This window comes from Roseovarius sp. (assembly GCF_030373445.1).
In the GTDB taxonomy this organism is placed as follows: Bacteria; Pseudomonadota; Alphaproteobacteria; order Rhodobacterales; family Rhodobacteraceae; genus Roseovarius.
Map to the genome: position 1 here is coordinate 24,346 of NZ_JAUCYU010000005.1, position 15,831 is coordinate 40,176.

At 67.2% G+C, this 15,831-nt stretch carries 17 protein-coding genes and 1 riboswitch; of the genes, 9 read left to right on the forward strand and 8 right to left on the reverse strand.

What is annotated here, in order from left to right:
* Positions 1-139: 139 nt before the first annotated feature.
* A complete protein-coding gene (locus tag QUV18_RS10340; protein WP_300893833.1) occupies positions 140-568 on the forward strand; it encodes a peptidylprolyl isomerase in 429 nt (142 codons plus the stop codon).
* Between the two features lie 301 nt (positions 569-869).
* Here the strand turns inward: QUV18_RS10340 and QUV18_RS10345 are convergent, their stop codons facing one another.
* Entirely contained in the window at positions 870-1,859 is a 990-nt protein-coding gene (locus tag QUV18_RS10345; protein WP_300893834.1) for an NADPH:quinone reductase, read from the reverse strand.
* A 118-nt stretch (positions 1,860-1,977) separates the two neighbouring features.
* Here QUV18_RS10345 and QUV18_RS10350 point away from each other — a divergent pair, with 118 nt between their 5' ends.
* Positions 1,978-2,301, forward strand: coding sequence for a hypothetical protein (locus QUV18_RS10350; RefSeq protein ID WP_300893835.1), 324 nt, complete (start codon positions 1,978-1,980; stop codon positions 2,299-2,301).
* 163 nt (positions 2,302-2,464) lie between these two features.
* On the opposite strand, the gene irrA is transcribed toward QUV18_RS10350, so the two are convergent.
* Positions 2,465-2,890, reverse strand: coding sequence for an iron response transcriptional regulator IrrA (gene irrA, locus QUV18_RS10355; RefSeq protein WP_300893836.1), 426 nt, complete (start codon positions 2,888-2,890; stop codon positions 2,465-2,467).
* 168 nt (positions 2,891-3,058) lie between these two features.
* Here irrA and fabA point away from each other — a divergent pair, with 168 nt between their 5' ends.
* The 5 genes from fabA (at position 3,059) to QUV18_RS10380 (ending at position 7,497) form a co-directional block, all read left to right on the forward strand.
* The gene (gene fabA / locus QUV18_RS10360; protein ID WP_300893837.1) at positions 3,059-3,568 is read left to right on the forward strand and encodes a bifunctional 3-hydroxydecanoyl-ACP dehydratase/trans-2-decenoyl-ACP isomerase; all 510 of its coding nucleotides are present in this window, start codon (positions 3,059-3,061) and stop codon (positions 3,566-3,568) included.
* A 140-nt stretch (positions 3,569-3,708) separates the two neighbouring features.
* Positions 3,709-4,938 (forward strand): beta-ketoacyl-ACP synthase I, encoded by a 1,230-nt coding sequence (fabB, locus tag QUV18_RS10365; protein WP_300893838.1) that lies wholly within the window; start codon positions 3,709-3,711, stop codon positions 4,936-4,938.
* A 10-nt stretch (positions 4,939-4,948) separates the two neighbouring features.
* The gene (locus QUV18_RS10370; RefSeq protein WP_300893839.1) at positions 4,949-5,740 is read left to right on the forward strand and encodes an enoyl-ACP reductase; all 792 of its coding nucleotides are present in this window, start codon (positions 4,949-4,951) and stop codon (positions 5,738-5,740) included.
* A 60-nt stretch (positions 5,741-5,800) separates the two neighbouring features.
* Positions 5,801-6,118 carry a hypothetical protein gene (locus QUV18_RS10375; RefSeq protein ID WP_300893840.1) on the forward strand — a complete coding sequence of 106 codons (318 nt, stop codon included), beginning with the start codon at positions 5,801-5,803 and terminating at the stop codon, positions 6,116-6,118.
* A gap of 71 nt (positions 6,119-6,189) precedes the next feature.
* On the forward strand, positions 6,190-7,497 hold the full coding sequence (locus QUV18_RS10380) for an aminomethyltransferase family protein (protein WP_300893841.1): 1,308 nt from the start codon (positions 6,190-6,192) through the stop codon (positions 7,495-7,497).
* Between the two features lie 81 nt (positions 7,498-7,578).
* Here the strand turns inward: QUV18_RS10380 and QUV18_RS10385 are convergent, their stop codons facing one another.
* The 5 genes from QUV18_RS10385 to QUV18_RS10405 all read right to left on the reverse strand — a co-directional run bounded on the left by QUV18_RS10385 (position 7,579) and on the right by QUV18_RS10405 (position 13,142).
* On the reverse strand, positions 7,579-8,634 hold the full coding sequence (locus QUV18_RS10385; protein WP_300893842.1) for a proline racemase family protein: 1,056 nt from the start codon (positions 8,632-8,634) through the stop codon (positions 7,579-7,581).
* Between the two features lie 71 nt (positions 8,635-8,705).
* Positions 8,706-9,569: a DUF2189 domain-containing protein gene (locus QUV18_RS10390; RefSeq protein ID WP_300893843.1), complete on the reverse strand. Its 864-nt coding sequence runs from the start codon at positions 9,567-9,569 to the stop codon at positions 8,706-8,708.
* 155 nt (positions 9,570-9,724) lie between these two features.
* Positions 9,725-10,378 (reverse strand): DUF3726 domain-containing protein, encoded by a 654-nt coding sequence (locus QUV18_RS10395; protein WP_300893844.1) that lies wholly within the window; start codon positions 10,376-10,378, stop codon positions 9,725-9,727.
* On the reverse strand, positions 10,375-12,069 hold the full coding sequence (locus QUV18_RS10400) for a hypothetical protein (protein ID WP_300894151.1): 1,695 nt from the start codon (positions 12,067-12,069) through the stop codon (positions 10,375-10,377). The genes QUV18_RS10395 and QUV18_RS10400 overlap by 4 nt, the downstream gene beginning before the upstream one ends.
* Before the next feature lie 11 nt (positions 12,070-12,080).
* Complete coding sequence (locus QUV18_RS10405; protein ID WP_300893845.1) at positions 12,081-13,142, reverse strand: membrane dipeptidase; 1,062 nt, start codon at positions 13,140-13,142, stop codon at positions 12,081-12,083.
* A gap of 96 nt (positions 13,143-13,238) precedes the next feature.
* Positions 13,239-13,435, forward strand: a riboswitch (cobalamin riboswitch).
* Positions 13,436-13,529: 94 nt separating this feature from the next.
* On the opposite strand from QUV18_RS10405, the gene QUV18_RS10410 reads away from it, so the two are divergent.
* Together QUV18_RS10410 and QUV18_RS10415 are read left to right on the forward strand one after the other, a co-directional pair.
* Positions 13,530-13,796 (forward strand): hypothetical protein, encoded by a 267-nt coding sequence (locus tag QUV18_RS10410; protein WP_300893846.1) that lies wholly within the window; start codon positions 13,530-13,532, stop codon positions 13,794-13,796.
* A 26-nt stretch (positions 13,797-13,822) separates the two neighbouring features.
* Positions 13,823-14,374 carry a sugar O-acetyltransferase gene (locus QUV18_RS10415; RefSeq protein ID WP_300893847.1) on the forward strand — a complete coding sequence of 184 codons (552 nt, stop codon included), beginning with the start codon at positions 13,823-13,825 and terminating at the stop codon, positions 14,372-14,374.
* A 7-nt stretch (positions 14,375-14,381) separates the two neighbouring features.
* On the opposite strand, the gene QUV18_RS10420 is transcribed toward QUV18_RS10415, so the two are convergent.
* The gene (locus QUV18_RS10420) at positions 14,382-15,671 is read right to left on the reverse strand and encodes an ArgE/DapE family deacylase (RefSeq protein ID WP_300893848.1); all 1,290 of its coding nucleotides are present in this window, start codon (positions 15,669-15,671) and stop codon (positions 14,382-14,384) included.
* Positions 15,672-15,831: the final 160 nt, after the last annotated feature.

Genomic DNA, 15,831 nt, shown 5'->3' on the forward strand with positions numbered 1-15,831 from the left:
AATATTGGTTTTGATCTCGCGCGCGGGCGCGCGTCGGTTTGCAATTCGGGTTCGGCGTTGCTACGTTGAGGTTTGTCGAGACAAGCACCCGCGTGGACCGCGGCCTTGTAAACCCATTCCCAAACCGATCGGATTCCATATGACCCAGGCAAAGACGGGCGACACCGTACGTATTCACTACACCGGCACCTTGACTGACGGCTCCACCTTCGACAGCAGCGAAGGGCGCGACCCGCTGGAATTCACCGTGGGCTCGGGCCAGATCATCCCCGGCCTTGATGCGGCCCTTCCGGGTATGGAAGAGGGCGAGAAGAAGACCGTCGAGGTTCCGGCGGACGAGGCCTATGGCCAGCCCGACCCGAATGCCAAGCAGGCCGTACCGCGCGCCGACATTCCGGAAGATATTCCGCTCGATATCGGCACCCAGCTTCAGGTGCAGACGCCGCAGGGCCAGGTGATGCCGGTGACCGTGGCGGAAGTGACCGAGGAGCAGGTGATCCTCGACGCCAACCACCCGCTGGCGGGCAAGGACCTGACCTTCAACATCGAGCTTGTCTCGGTGGCCTGACGACATACGCCGGACAATCCGGTAAGGGGAAACGCGCGCAAGGCCGAGGGGCCTTGCGCGCGCTTTTCGTGTGGTGGTGTGAGGCGCCGGGCGAGGGGCTGCCCGTGGGGTATAACACCGCCCGGAATCAAGCCGCGCCTTGGCGCGGCGCCGGGCGAGCGCCCGTCCGCCCCCGAGGGCGGGCGCTTCTGCAACGGGGCCATGCCGAGCTTAGGTTGGAAGTAGGCTGAACCATAAATCAACCATCACAACCGTCGGAGCGCCCACCCGCGGACGGCCGCCCGCCCGGCGCGTCGCTGCCTTAACCGAGCTCCAGCAGAACCGCCCCGGCGCGGCCCGGTTCCAGCACGATATCCTGTGCCTCGGCGGCTTTTTCCAGCGGCAGGACATGCTCGACATCCGGTTTCAGCGCCCCGTCGGCCAGGGCCGCGTGCAGCCGCTCGATGGCTTCGGCGCGCGGTGCGTCGGGCAGGATGTAGATCAGCGTGATGTCGAGTTTCAGCCCCTTGAACAGGTAGGGCCCGAAGGGAAGTTCCGGCGTCATGTTCTTGACCGAGCCATAGGCGGCGATGGTGCCGAGCGGTTTCATCACCTCGGCGAGCAGCGCGGCATTGACGCCGAATTCCACCTCGACGGCGCGGTCGATGCCCTTGCCGCCGGTCAGCTCGGTGATCTTCGCGGCCAGCTCGGGGTCGGCGTAGTCGAGCACGTGGTCGGCGCCTGCCGCCTTCACCCGGTCGGCGCCGCCCGTTGAGCAAGTGGCGATGACCGTGGCGCCGCCGGACTTGGCAAGCTGCACGGCGTTATGGCCCACGGCCCCGGCGCCGCCGCTGACGAGCAGGGTTTGCCCTGCCACGTCGCCGCCGCCGAAGACGGTCTGCGCCGCCGTCAGGCCGGGGATGCCCAGCGTGGCGCCGGCTTCGAGCGAGACGCCCTCGGGCAGCGGCACGGCCTGCGCCTCGGGCACGGCGATGTATTCGGCGGCGGTGCCGAAGGGGCGCTGCCACTGGCCGTTCCAGATCCAGACGCGTTGGCCGACACGGGCCGCATCGACGCCGTCGCCCACCGCCTCGATCACGCCGCTGCCGTCGGAATGGGGGATGATTCGGGGGAAGGGCGGTTTGGTCACCCCGGGGCGCGAGCCGGCGCGGGCCTTTGAATCCGACGGGTTCACGCCCGAGAAAGCCACGCGGACAAGCACCTCGCCCGGCCCGGCGGAGGGGGTATCGGCCTCGCCCGTTTCGAGGACATCGGCGGCGGGGCCGAAACGTTCATACCAGGCGGCGCGCATCTCGCTCTCCTTTTCGCTGAAATTCCAGGTGACTCACCGGCTTGCGGGGATGAGTAAAGGTTTTGTTTACCATGCGCACCTAATGCTCGGGGCCCTGAAAGTAAACGAACGGTGGCACATGATCATTGAAAGACGACCTGCACTTTTCCTCGCGGCCCTCGCCGTCTCGGCCGGGCTGGCCGGTTGTGGCACGCCCGAAAGCATGACCGAGCCGATCGTATCATCCTTCAACGAGGCAAGCGTCGAGATCCAGTTGGGGCAGGGCGACATGGGCTTCGTGAGCGAGGAGATGCGCGCGCAGGCGGTTCAGAAGGCCGACGCGAAAGCCGCGGAAATCTGTGCGCGCGGGCCGAACCGGCGGGCGGAATATGCAAGCCAGCGGCGCATCCCGCTCAGCCAGTATGTTTACGTGACCAAGCGACTGTATCTTTGTCTTAAGTGACTCGGTGATCCTTGCGTCGGGCGGCTGTTCGAGGAAGAACCGACGCCTTGACGCAAGGGGAGCCTGTATGCGCACCCCGGCCATGGATCCGGGGCGTCAGCAGCCTGTCGACGGGCGGCGGCCCGTGACAAGAAGGCATTCGCAAGTTGTTCTGGGAAAGGCCTTATTTCCCGGTACGGCGCAGGCGGATCACCACGTCGACGCTGGCCACCTCGGCCCCGTCGGGGGCCTTGGGCAGGCGGGCGATCTCGAGCTCCTCGGCGGGGGCGTCGGTGAGCTTCTGGTCGTCTTCCCAGAAGAAATGCGGGTGATCGTGGGTGTTGGTGTCGAAATAGCTTTTCGAGCCGTCCACCGTGATCTCCTGTACGAGGCCGGCGTCGCAGAACGCCTTGACCGTGTTGTAGATCGTCGCCAGCGACACTTTCTCGCAGGCCTCCTGCGCCGAGGCGTAGAGGCTTTCGGCGGTGAAGTGGCGGTGCCGGCCATCGCCGATCAGCAGGGTCGCGAGGGCGACGCGCTGTCTTGTCGGTCTCAGGCCCGAGCCTGCTAGCCACGCCTTGGCACGTGTGTTCGCTTGCGTTTCGGTCATTTCGTACCTCTTCGATCGGTTGCAATATAAGCAGTGGCACAGGGGGATTTCAAACAGATTTCATGGGTCTGGCCCATTGCCGCGGGGGTTGCGCGGGCTTGCAAGGCGCTTTGCCGCGATGGTAAGCAACGGGAACTGTGCCGCATCCAACATGAAAGGGTCGCCTGAATGGCCGACTACCCGAGCAGCTTCGACAAAGATGACCTGCTGAAATGCGCCCGGGGGGAATTGTTCGGCCCCGGCAACGCCCAGCTGCCCGAGCCGCCGATGCTGATGATGGACCGGATCACCGATATCTCGGCCGATGGCGGGCTGCATGGCAAGGGGCACGTGGTGGCCGAGTTCGACATCACCCCCGACCTGTGGTTCTTCGAATGCCACTTTCCCGGGAACCCGATCATGCCGGGCTGCCTGGGGCTTGACGGGCTTTGGCAATTGACCGGGTTCAACCTCGGCTGGCGCGGCTGGCCCGGGCGGGGCATGGCCGTGGGCGTGGGCGAGGTGAAGCTCAAGGGCATGGTGCGGCCCGACCGCAAGATGCTGACCTATTACGTCGATTTCACCAAGGCCGTGCAGACCCGCCGCCTGACCATGGGCGTGGCCGATGGCCGGGTCGAGGCGGATGGCGAGGAAATCTACCAGGTCAAGGACATGAAGGTGGCGCTCAGCGAGAGCTGAGCGCCGGCGTTATCAACGCAAGAGCCGGTCAGGCGGGCTGCGGCAGGGGCATGGCGCCTTCCGCTGCATGAGCCGCCCTGCCATCTTGCACCACCCTTCCCCAATGCCCTACAAGGCGTTGAGACAGCTAGGGAGGCAATATGCGCCGCGTCGTCGTCACCGGGCTGGGGATCGTCTCCAGCATTGGCAACAATGCCGAGGAAGTCCTTGCGTCGCTCAAGGGCGGGAAGTCCGGAATCACCGCAAACGAGGAGATGGCCGAGCACGGCTTTCGCAGCCGGATCGCGGGCGATCTGAAGATCGACGTGTCCGAGCATGTCGACAAGCGGACCCTGCGTTTCATGGGGCCGGGGGCGGCCTATGCCCATATCGCCATGCAGCAGGCGATTGCCGATGCCGGGCTCGAGGAAGGCGATATCGTCAACCCGCGCACCGGCCTTGTGGCGGGGTCCGGCGGGCCGTCGACATCCGCCATGCTGAGCGCGCACCAGACGGTGCTGAAAACCGGCGGGACCAAGCGGATCGGGCCGTTCGCCGTGCCGAAATGCATGTGCTCGACCGTGTCGGCGAACCTGTCGACCGCGTTCAAGATCAAGGGAATCAACTATTCGATCACCTCGGCCTGTTCGACCTCGCTGCATTGTATCGGCAACGCGGCCGAGCAGATCATGATGGGCAAGCAGGACGTGATGTTCGCCGGCGGCGGCGAGGAGCTGGACTGGACGCTCAGCTGCCTCTTCGACGCGATGGGCGCGATGTCGTCGAAGCGCAACGACACGCCGGAAGCGGCGAGCCGGGCGTTCGATGCCGACCGCGACGGGTTCGTGATCTCGGGCGGCGGCGGGATGCTGGTGCTCGAGGATCTGGAACACGCCAAGGCGCGCGGCGCGAAGATCTATGCCGAGGTCACGGGCTATGCCGCCACCTCGGACGGGCATGACATGGTGGCCCCCTCGGGCGAGGGCGGCGAGCGGGCCATGCGGCTGGCGCTGGATCAGCTCGGGAGCGACCGGAAGGTGGGCTACATCAACGCCCACGGCACCTCGACCCCGGTAGGTGATGCCGGCGAGGTGGCCGCGGTGCGGCGCATCTTCGGCGAAGGCCACGTGCCGCCGATCAGCTCGACCAAGTCGATGACCGGCCATGCGCAGGGCGCGGCCGGCGCGCTGGAGGCGATCTTCTGCCTGCTGGCGCTGGAGCATGATTTCATCATCCCCTCGATCAATGTCGACACGCTCGACCCGGAGATCAACGAGGGCGAGATCGCCACGGAATGCGCCGAGAATGCCGGGATCGACACGGTGATGACCAATTCCTTCGGCTTCGGCGGCACCAACGGCTCGATGCTGATGAGCAAGTATCACGGATAGGCAATAACAGATGAACAATTCGATGAAGGGCATGCGCGGGCTGGTCATGGGCGTGGCGAACGAGCGCTCGATCGCCTGGGGCATCGCCCGGGCCATGCACGAGGCGGGCGCCGAGCTGGCGTTTTCGTACCAGGGCGAGGCCTTCGGCAAGCGCGTGCAGCCGCTGGCGGCGACGCTGGGCTCGGACGTGCTGCTCGATATCGACGTGACCGACGAGGCCTCGCTCGACGCGGCGTTCGAGAAGCTGGGCGAGACCTGGTCGACCATCGATTTCCTCGTGCATGCCATCGCCTATTCGGACAAGTCCGAGCTGACGGGGCGGTTCCTCAATACCAGCCGGCACAATTTCAAGCATTCGATGGACATCTCCTGTTATTCCTTCATCGAGGTCGCCCGCCGGGCGCACCCGCTGATGAAGGAGAAGGGCGGCACGATGCTGACGCTCACCTACCAGGGGTCGAACCGGGTGGCGCCGAATTACAACGTGATGGGCGTCGCCAAGGCGGCGCTGGAGGCCACCACGCGGTACCTGGCCAACGACCTCGGGCCGGAAGGCATCCGGGTCAACGCCATCTCGCCCGGCCCAATGAAGACGCTGGCGGGCGCGGCCATCGGCGGCGCGCGGCGCACCTTCCGGCATACCGAGGAGAACGCCCCGCTCAGGGCCAATGCCACGCTTGAGGCGATCGGCGGCACGGCGGTCTATCTCGCCTCGCCCGCGGGGGCCTGTACCACGGGCGAGATCATCCGCGTCGATGGCGGCTATCACGTGCTGGGGATGCCGCAGGCCGAGAACCTCTGAAACCCGTTTTCGCCATGCCTTTGCCCTGCTTTGGCCAAACGGGCCTGTTAGGCGACGGTTATGGATTACATTCAGAAAGCCCAGGAACGGTATACCGAGAAACCCCATGTGGGGCGCTCGACACGGGCGCGGCGCTGGGCGCGCACGGTCTTGGGACTTCTGATCTTCACCTCGCTTTACGGGATCTGGCAGGAGCGGGCGCTGGCCCCGCCGGTGCATGACGGGATGCGCAGCATGGTCAGCCACGTGACCTATGCCATGGAAAATTCCGACGATATACGCGGTTTCGTGAAGCAGACTTTCGGCAGCCCTTCGGGCACGAGCGTCCAGCAGGAGTTCGACCCGATTACCCGCTGGCTGCTGAAATGGACGAGCTGAGCAGCGGCGCCTGACATCCGCGCCGCGCCGGGCTTGACGCCATCGGCACACGACCCCACGTGATGTGGGCTATGCCGACGCAAGAACGCTCCCATCCGAACGTGCCGGGCATTGACCAGAGCGACAGGCTCGTTCCGGTCAACCTGCGCCAGAGCGGGCAGACCCCGGTGCAATTGCTGATCTCGACCCGCGTGCGGAAATCGCCTTTCTGGCACCTGTCGATCGAGGCGGGCGCGTGGCGGGCGTCGGTCTACAACCGCATGTACCACCCGCGCGGCTATGTCCGCCCCGAGGATGGCGGCGCGATGGCCGAATACCGGGCCCTGGTGCATGGCGTGACCCTGTGGAACGTCGCGGTCGAGCGGCAGATCCGGGTGAAGGGCAAGCAGGCCGAGGATTTCGTCAACTACGTCATCACCCGCGATGCCAGCCGCATCAAGGTGATGCGGGGCAAGTATTGCATCCTGTGCAACGAGAAAGGCGGCATCCTGAACGACCCGGTCGTGCTGCGGCCCGCGCGCGACGAGTTCTGGTTCTCGCTGTCCGACAGCGACCTGATGCTGTGGCTTCAGGGGGTGAACACGCCGAAACGCTGGGATGTCGAGATCGACGAGATCGACGTGGCCCCCCTTCAGATCCAGGGGCCGCTGTCCGAGGACATGATGGCCGAGCTGATCGGCGAGGACCTGCGGAAGATTCCGTATTACGGATTGATGGAGGCCGAGATCGGCGGGGCGCCGGTGCTGATCAGCCAGACCGGGTTTTCCGGCGAAAAGGGTTACGAGGTCTATGTCTACAACGCCCACGAGACCGCCGAGCAGGTTTGGTATGCCCTGCGCGGCGTGGGTGCGCGCTATGGCCTGCGGGTGATCGCCCCGGGCCACCACCGCCGCATCGCCGCCGGCATCCTGAGCTGGGGGCAGGACATGGATCACGAGACCTCGCCCTTCCAGGTGAACCTGGCGTTCCAGGTGCCGAAGAAGAAAAAGGCCGATTACATCGGCAAGGCCGCGCTTGAAAAGCAACGCGAGCAGATCGAGGCGGGCAGTTATCCGTTCAGCCTCAAGCTTGTCGGCATGAAGATGGGCGGCCGGCCGATCACCGATTACGCGCCGGATTTCTGGCTGATCCAGAACAGTGAGGGCACGCGCTGTGGCTATGTCACCTCGCCCTGGTGGTCGCCGGAGCTGGAGACGAACATCGCGCTGGGCTACGTGCCCTGGGCGCTGTCAAAGGTCGGCACGGAGCTGAACGTGGAACTGCCCGAGACCTATGCCGAGCAATCCGGCGTGCCGGTGCGCGCCGTGGTTTCGGAAGTTCCGTTCGTCGCGTCGGAGCATCCGAGCGCGAGGGAACAGGGCAAGGGGACGGGCGAGTAGCGGCGTCGGCCGTTTCGGAACAGCCCGGCAGACCGCGAAGCGCAGGGGATCCGCCCGCTTTTTGCCGGGGCGGGACGCGGCTCAGGCCCAGATGTCGCCGATCGTGTAGCCCCGCGGGAACGGGTCCGTGGGGTCGAGGAGGTGTTGGGTGGTGCCGGTGATCCAGCCCTGTCCCGAGATGGAGGGGAGGATGGCGGGGTGACCGGCGACGGTGGTGGTCTCCTCAATGCGGCCGGTGAAGGTGGTACCGAGCGGGCCTTCGGTGATGAAATCCTCTTGCGGAGAGAGCTGACCCTTGGCGTGGGCGACCGCCATGCGGGCGCAGAGGCCGGTGCCGCAGGGGGAGCGGTCAAGCACGCCCGGCAGCGCGTGGGGGCGGGCCGGGTCGTAGCCGCCGGAGGAGACGGTGACGGCCTGCCGGGCATGGGTGCCCGGCGTGGTGGGCGCGCCGGTGAGGTTGGTGATGGTGGGCCCGGTGATGGCGGGGTTGTCCGGGTGGGTGACGGGGAGCTGGGCGCGGGCGGCGGCGAGGATGCGTTCGGAGGTGCGGACGATCTCGGCGCCGTTTGATGCGTCTAGGGAGATGCCGAGCGTGTCGGCATCGGCCAGCACGTAGAACATGCCGCCCCACGCGATGTCGACGGTGATCGGCCCGAGGTCGGGCACGTCGAGCGGGGCGTCGAGGTGGAGCGCGAAGGCGGGGACGTTGCGGAAGGTGACGCGGGTGACCTTGCCGTCATGGCAGTCGGCGCGGACGCGGACCAGGCCGGCGGGGGCCTCGAGGGTGAGGTCTGTGACCGGTTCGGTCATCGGCAGGATGCCGGTTTCCAGCAGGACGGTCGTCACGCAGATGGTGTTGGAGCCGGACATGGGCGGGTATTCCGTCTGCTCCATGATGATGAAGCCGGCGTCGGCGTCCGGGTGGCAGGGCGGCACGAGGAGGTTGCAGCAGAGCGCGGGCTGGCCGCGGGGTTCGCGGAGCATCAGGAGGCGCAGGTCGTCGGCGTGGGTGCGGAGGTGCTGCATCTGCTCGAAGACGGTGGCGCCGGGCAGGGGCGGGGCGCCGGAGGTGATGACGCGGCCGGGCTCGCCCTCGGCATGGGCCTCGACGGCGGTGATCATTCTCGTGGCGCGCATCGGTGCCTCCCCCGGTTTTGGGGGAGGCTATTGGGTCAGGGTGAAAAGGGGAAGGGCCCCTTATATGCCTCTTAGCTGTCCTGCGGGACGGCGGCGCGGTAGAGGTGCCAGGTGGCGTGGCCCAGCACCGGCAGGACGACGATCAGCCCGAGGAAGAGCGGCAGCGTGCCCAGCAGCATCAGGACCGCGACCACGGCGCCCCAGAGCGCGACGGTGACGGGGTTTTCCCGGGCGACCTGAAGCGAGGTGGCCACCGCGATGGGCACGCCCACATGCCGGTCGATCAGCATGGGCAGCGATATCAGGCTGATGACCAGCACGACCGCCGCGAAGACGAAGCCCACGGCCATGCCGGTGACGATCATCGTCCAGCCTGCAGAGGTGGTGAACACGTCGGTCAGGAAGGCGCTGGCGGAGGCGGGCGGTTCGGGGCCGAGTGTCCAGCCGTAAATCTGTAGCGCGGTGAACATCCAGGCCACGAAGATCGCCAGCAGGTAGAAAGCCATGGCCAGCACCGGGCCGATATTGCGGGCCTGCAGGACGGTGAGCGCGGTGCTCCAGTTGACGTTGGCCTGCGTCTCGGCCTTGCGGCTCATCTGGTAGAGGCCGATGGCGGCCACCGGCCCCAGCAGCAGGAAGCCCGCCGCGAGGGGGAAGATCATCGGCAGGAGCGCCTCGTTGAAGGCCATGACCGAGAGGGCGAGGCCGATGACGGGGTAGATCAGCACGATGAACATCACGTCGGTGCGGTAGCGCGAGAAATCGGCGAAACCGGCGGAAAGGGCCGCGCGGATGTCGGCGGTGGTGAGGATGTTGGTTTCCGGCGGTTCGGTGAGTTCGCTGCCGAGGGCGTCGGCGGCGCTGCCCATGGCGCGGCCGGTGCCGGAGGCGCCCTGGGCGAGCCATGTGAGGGGGTTTCCGATTGTCTTGACCATGATCGACCTCCCGATCGGGTGCCGGAACGGTCAGACCCGTCCCGGACGGGTGCCGGCGGCGCCGGCTTTCGGCCCGCCATTCCAAGGAGTTAGTGGGGAATTGTCGCATGTTTTGCCGATTCGCGCGAGGGGGATCACCAAGGCGTGAAGCGGGCTCAGTCGTTGTCGGTGAGGCCTGCGCCGGCGCCGGAGGCGCGGCTTTCGGGGGTGCCCGGCGCGTAGGTGCGGTGGGCGAAGGCGGTGAGGGTTTCCACCGCGCCCGCGGGGAGGTCGCCGCGATGGGCGCGGGGGAGGGGCTGGCCAGTCGCGTGTTCGGCGGGGCCGATTTCGAGCGTCTCGGTGCGTGTGGCGGTGAGCGCGGCCGGGTCGGCGATGTCGGCGAAGACGCCGTCGCCGCCGCAGGTGACGGTGACGCCGGGCCAGCGGATCGAGAGCGGGCGGCCGGCCAGGTCGGCGGCCCACGCGGTGTAGGGGACGAGAAGGAGCGGGCGGGCGGTGGCGGCCATGATGATGGTGCGGCCGTCTGCGAGGTCACGGGCGCGGTCGGTGAGCGCCGCGCCGGCGGCGGAGGGGCAGAGCAGGCCGTCGCGGGCGGCCCACGGGTCGGCATCGGTGCGGGGGCGGACGGCATCCCACGTGACGCTGTCCTGCGCGAGGAGCAGCGCGGCCAGCGTTTCCGCCCCCGGCCAGCCGGCGGCGCAGAGCCAGCGGGTGGCCTTGCCGGTTTCCTCGGCCAGCCCCCAATTCATCCCGCCGCCGCGGGCGGCCTTGCGGGCGAGCGCCTCGATCTCGTTCAGCGACCAGCTCATTCGCCGACCTCGGGCAGGCGCGGCAGGGTCCAGTCATCGGCGGCGTTGCGCGCGAGGTCCTCGGGGAAGGGGGCGTTCTGGTACATGTTGATGCGCACCCAGCGGTCGGAGCGCGGGTCGAAATGGCAGGCGCCGAAGAAGCTGAGCTTCATCCGGAGCATGTCGATGGGCATCATCGAGGCGTCGATCGTGTTGTCGCGGATCTCGGCATAGGGGAGCTGTGCGGCGATCTGGGCGCGGCGGGCGATGTGGCGGTGTTCCGGGTGCTTGAGCAGGAACTCGGCCACGGTGGGCGCGTCGGAGGCGGCGAGGGCGGCGTGCATCAGGGCGGCGTCGCGCCCGGGGCAGAGGGGCTGTTCGTAGGGGGCGAGGGGTTCCTCGAACCGTTCGCCCATGCGGGGCTCGAGCTTTTCCTCGGAGGTGTACCAGATGCGGGCCTGTGCGGGCTTCGCGCTCCAGTCGATGGCGAGGGCCCAGCCGTAGACATCCTCGATGATGACGCGGAGGTCGGCGAGGGGCATGGCGCCGTCGATGCGCCAGTTATCCTCCTCGTCGGCGCTCATGGTCTCGCAAAGGTCGTCGACCAGATCGCCATGGGGTTCGAGCAGGAGCGAGACGAGCTGTTCCTGCCCTTCGAGGGAGAGCGTGGCCTCGCCCCAGCGCCAGAGGCGGTCCCACGGGTAGGGGGCGGTCATGTCGGCGGTGTCGAGATGTTCCGTCAGCGCCAGCATGTCGGCGCGGAGGTCTTCCAGCTTGGCCTGCTGGCCGGGGTGCTCTGAGCGCCAGCCATGGGCGTGGATGCGGGCGCGGGCGGCGGTTTGGCGGAAAGCCGAGACAGTGGCACGCGGTGCCTCGGGGAGGGCGCGGACGCGGCGGAGCGCCTCTTCCCGGGAGGCGACCCAGTTGTTGAGGAGCGCGGGGTGGGTGATCAGGAAGGGCGCCATGCCGAGCCCGGTGGAATTTCCGATCCCGAAGCGGCGGCGCAGCACCGGGTCGAGGGCGAGGGCCTGACCGGGGGCGCGGACGCGGGCCATGTGCTCGACAAGGTCCATGACGAAGGCGCGGGTGAGGTAGACCGAGAGCATTTCGACCTGGAAGGGAGCCCGGAACTCGGGGCGGTCGGCGAGGGCGTCGCGGTCTGCGGCGCCGAACTTGCCGGAGCCGTAGACGGCGGTGGTGCGCATGAGGTAGCCAACCTCGGCGATTTTCCGCGCATCGGGCTGTTTTCCGGCGGCGAGGCGGTCGACCACGTAGTCCCAGAGCCGGACCGAGCGGTTGGCGCGGGAGAGCGAAAGTTCGCGCTCGGAGACGCGGCCGCCCTCCTGGCGGGGGACGTTCTTAGCGAGGCGGGCGATGTCGGCCTCGTCGGGGATGCCATCGAAGAGGGTGAAGGTGGCATCCCACGCGGTGGCGATCACCCGGTCAGAGCGCTGGTCGGCGGGCAGGTCGTGGGAGAAGGCGACGAGGGAATAGCTGTGGCGGGGCGTATGGGCCACGTAAACAGCGTGGCCTACGCCGTTGGTATCTATGTCGAAAACTCGTTCCTCGAAGCGCCATTGCTCGGCCTTCATGCGGCGCAGGAGCTGGCGCATGAAAGACAGGCGCGTCTGGTGGAACGCGCCGAGCCGGGCCAGTTTCATGACCGTGTCGGGCGCGCGCAGGGCAATGGTGGGCGTCTCGGCCTCGGCCATCATTCCGTCTTTCACTTGGCGCCGGGCCCGAAGTTCTGATCGAAAAATCGCAGCCAGTTCTCCCCCATGAGAGCGGCTGTTTCCCCGTCGTCAAAGCCTTTTTCGCGCAATCCTTGCTCGATACTAGCGAAATCGCGGTTGTCACGGAACCACGGGGGTTGCGGCGGGAAGCCGGGGGCCGTGGCGGAGCCCTCGCCGTAGTCGGTTTCCTTGGTCCAGCGGCCGGTGCGCATCCACTCGACAATGCTGTCCGGCTGGTCCTGGCAGAGGTCGGAGCCGATGCCGAAATGCTCGACCCCGAAGCGGTCGGCGGCGTCGGCGACCATGCCGCAGAAGCTGTCGAGCGTGCAGTCGGACTTGTCCTTGAGGTGATGGGGATAGAGGGAGAAGCCCATCATGCCGCCGTTTTCCGTGACCGCGCGGATCACGTCGTCGCGCTTGTTGCGCAGCGCAGGCTGCCAGCGGTGGGGATTGGCGTGGGTGATGGCGATGGGGCGTTCGGAGAGGTCGGCGGCCTCGATGGTGGAGCGGTCGGCGGAATGGCTCATGTCGATGACGAGGCCCACTCGGTTCATTTCCTTGATGACCTGGCGCCCCATGCGGGTGATGCCGGGGTCTTCGGCCTCGTAGCAGCCCGTGGCGAGGAGGGACTGGTTGTTGTAGGTGAGCTGCATGAAGCGGGCGCCGAGGGTGTGGTTGATCTCGACGAGGCCGATATCGTCTTCGATGGGCGAGGGGTTCTGGAAGCCGAAGAAGATGGCCGTGCGGCCGGATTCGCGGGCAAGGCGCACGTCGTCGCCGGTCAGCCCGTGGAAGATGAGGTCGGGGTGCTGTTCGAAGCGGCGGTTCCACGCCTCGATGTTCAGGACGGTTTCGTGGAAATTCTCGTGGTAGGCGATGGTGACATGAACCGCGTCGACGCCGCCCTCGCGCATCTGGCGGAAGATCTTCTCGGACCAGTTGGCGTATTGCAGGCAGTCGATGCGGTGGGGCCTTGCACCGGCCCGGGTGTCTTGCAGGGTCATGTTCGCGTCTTGCTCGCCGTCGCTGGGGATTTGACGGTATAGGGGCACGGGTGGCCGGCCAGATCAAACGCAAAATGGCGAGGATGGCCGCAGGGCGATCGCCGGCACGTCCGCGATCTTTGCTTGTGCCGCGTCCGGAGTGGTGCGAGAGTGAATGTCCGAGGTGCCGTTGCTCTTGTCGGAGGGCAACGGAGAATTGGGAAGCCGGTGAGAGGCCGGCGCTGCCCCCGCAACGGTAAGCATGGGGGGCAGGGGCGAGATGCCACTGGACGATTTGTCCGGGAAGGTGCCCCTGTCCTGACCCGCGAGCCCGGAAACCAGCCTTGGAGCAACGTCAAGCCGCGGGGGGCGGTGCGGGCGGATGGGTTTCGGCCATCGCCTTCCATGTCCTTCGCCCCAGTTCGGCCCGGGGTGTGGCCGGTGGAGGAAGATGAGATGACCGCAGCGCGGATACTGGATGGATTGGAACGCAGCGAGGCCACGGGTGCGGAGGCCGACAACGTGGCGCGCATGGGGTTCCTGGAATGGGCCTTTGGGTTGGAGGGCGAGGTGACGCCGGCCAAGGCGAAGGCGGCGCTGGACAGCGCCGAGGCGCAGGGGCCGGAGAGCGATGCGGCCTGTGCCTTCGTGGTGTTCCTGCGGCAGGCGACGCAGCCGATGATGGGCGGTGCGCGCCGGGGACGGCGGCGGGCGCTTCACTGAACGCGTGCGCCCGGCTAGGGTTCGGCATGACCAGCGAGAAAGAGAAGATGCAGGCCGGGGAATGGTATACGTGCCATGACCCGGAGCTGTTCGCGATGCAGGATGCGGCGAGGGCGGCGTGCCATGCGCATAACACCGGCGTGCCGGCGGAGCGGGGGCCGGTCGGCACCGGGTTGGCGGCGTTGTTCGCCGCGATGGGCGAGGGCTGCATGATCGAGGCGCCGTTTCATTGCGCCTACGGGGTGAACATCCATCTGGGCGCACGGGTCTACATGAACGCCGGCTGTACGATTCTCGATACCGCCGAGGTGCGGATCGGCGACGATACGATGCTGGGGCCGGGGGTGCAGATCTATTGCCCGACGCATCACAAGGACCGGGCCAAGCGGGTGGCCGGGCTGGAACGGGCGAGGCCGGTGACGATCGGGCGCGAGGTGTGGATCGCGGGCGGTGCGATTCTGTTACCCGGCGTGACGGTGGGGGACGGCGCGATCGTCGGCGCGGGCAGCGTGGTGACGCGGGACGTGGCGCCGGACACGATGGTGTTCGGCAACCCGGCGCGGGAGCGCGCCGGGTAGATCCGGTTCAGGCGTCCGTCAGGCCGCACCATTCGGCGATGAAGAGGGCGATGACTCCGGTGGATTGCTTGACGGAGGCAAGGTCGACCCGCTCGTCGAAGCCGTGGATGCTTTCGGCTATGGGCCCGTAACAGAGGCTGGGGATGCCGTGGTAGAGCCCGTAGAACCGGGTGTCCGTGAGCGCCGTGAACTGGCGGTCCTCGGGTCCGTCGGTGCCGAAGACGGATTTGTGTGCCGCCGCCAGCGCGGTTTCGGGGGCATCGGCGTTCTCCAGCACGAATCCGTCGGCCTGGAAGCCGTTCCAGACGATCTCGGGCGGGTTGGAGCGCAGGAACGGGTGGGCCTGCGCGGCCTTGGCAACGGTTTCGGCGATCTCGGCCTTCACGTCTTCGACCGACCAGCCGGGCAGGAGGCCCATGCGGCAGTCGACCTCGCACCAGGAGGGCACGGAGGAGGCCCAGTCGCCGCCCTTGATCTTGCCCGCGTTGAAGTTGACCGGGTGCTCGGCGCCCTTGAAGGCGGGGTGTTCGGCGGCGCGGGCGTTGTAATCTTCGCAGAGCTCTTCCAGCGCGGTGAGTACCTGGAACGTGCCCATGATGGCGTTGGCGCCGGTGCCGGCATAGGCCACGTGGGCGGGCTTGCCCTGAACGAGCAACTTGAACCAGACAACGCCGACCTGTGCGCGGACGAGGGTGTGGTGCGTGGGTTCGGGAATGAAGACGCAATCGGCGCGGTAGCCGCGGGCGAGGGTGGCGAGCGCCCCCATGCCGGTGCTTTCCTCCTCGATCACGGATTGGTAGTGGAGCCGGCCCTCGGGGGCGAACCCGGCGCGGCGGATGGCCTCTACGGCGAAGAGGGCGGCGGTATCGCCCGCCTTCATGTCGCCGGCGCCGCGGCCGTACATCCAGCCGTCTTTTATCACGGGGTCATAGGGCGGGGTGGCCCACATCTCGGCTGGGCCTTCGGGCACGACGTCTAGATGGCCCTGGAGAATCAGGGATTTTCCGCCCGATCCTGCGCCTTCGAGCGTGCCATTTACCGCGCGAATCTCGGTGATGTCGCCGGCGGAATCGCAAAAGCCCGGCTCGCTTGCCAGCTCGCTCATCGGCACGGTCCAGTCATCGACCTCCCATCCGCGGGTGGCGAGCGCGTCGGCCATGAAATCGAGCGCCGCGCCTTCCTCGCCCCGGCGACTGGGAATGCGCGTGAGGTCGGCAAGAAAGGCGACCTGGTCGTCGAAACCCGACTCGACCGCGTCGAGAATGGCCTGGGTGGTTTTTTCGGGGATGGCGGACATGACGGCTCCTTCTGTGATCCCGGGAAGGGGAGCAGCAGGGCGGCGAGCCGTCAAGGTGGATGTAGAAAAGGGGGCTCGGAAAATGAAAACGGCGGCGCCTGGGAGGAGGAGTGGCGCCGCCGTTCCATTACGTTCGGCCCTGGGAGGAGGAGTAGGGCCT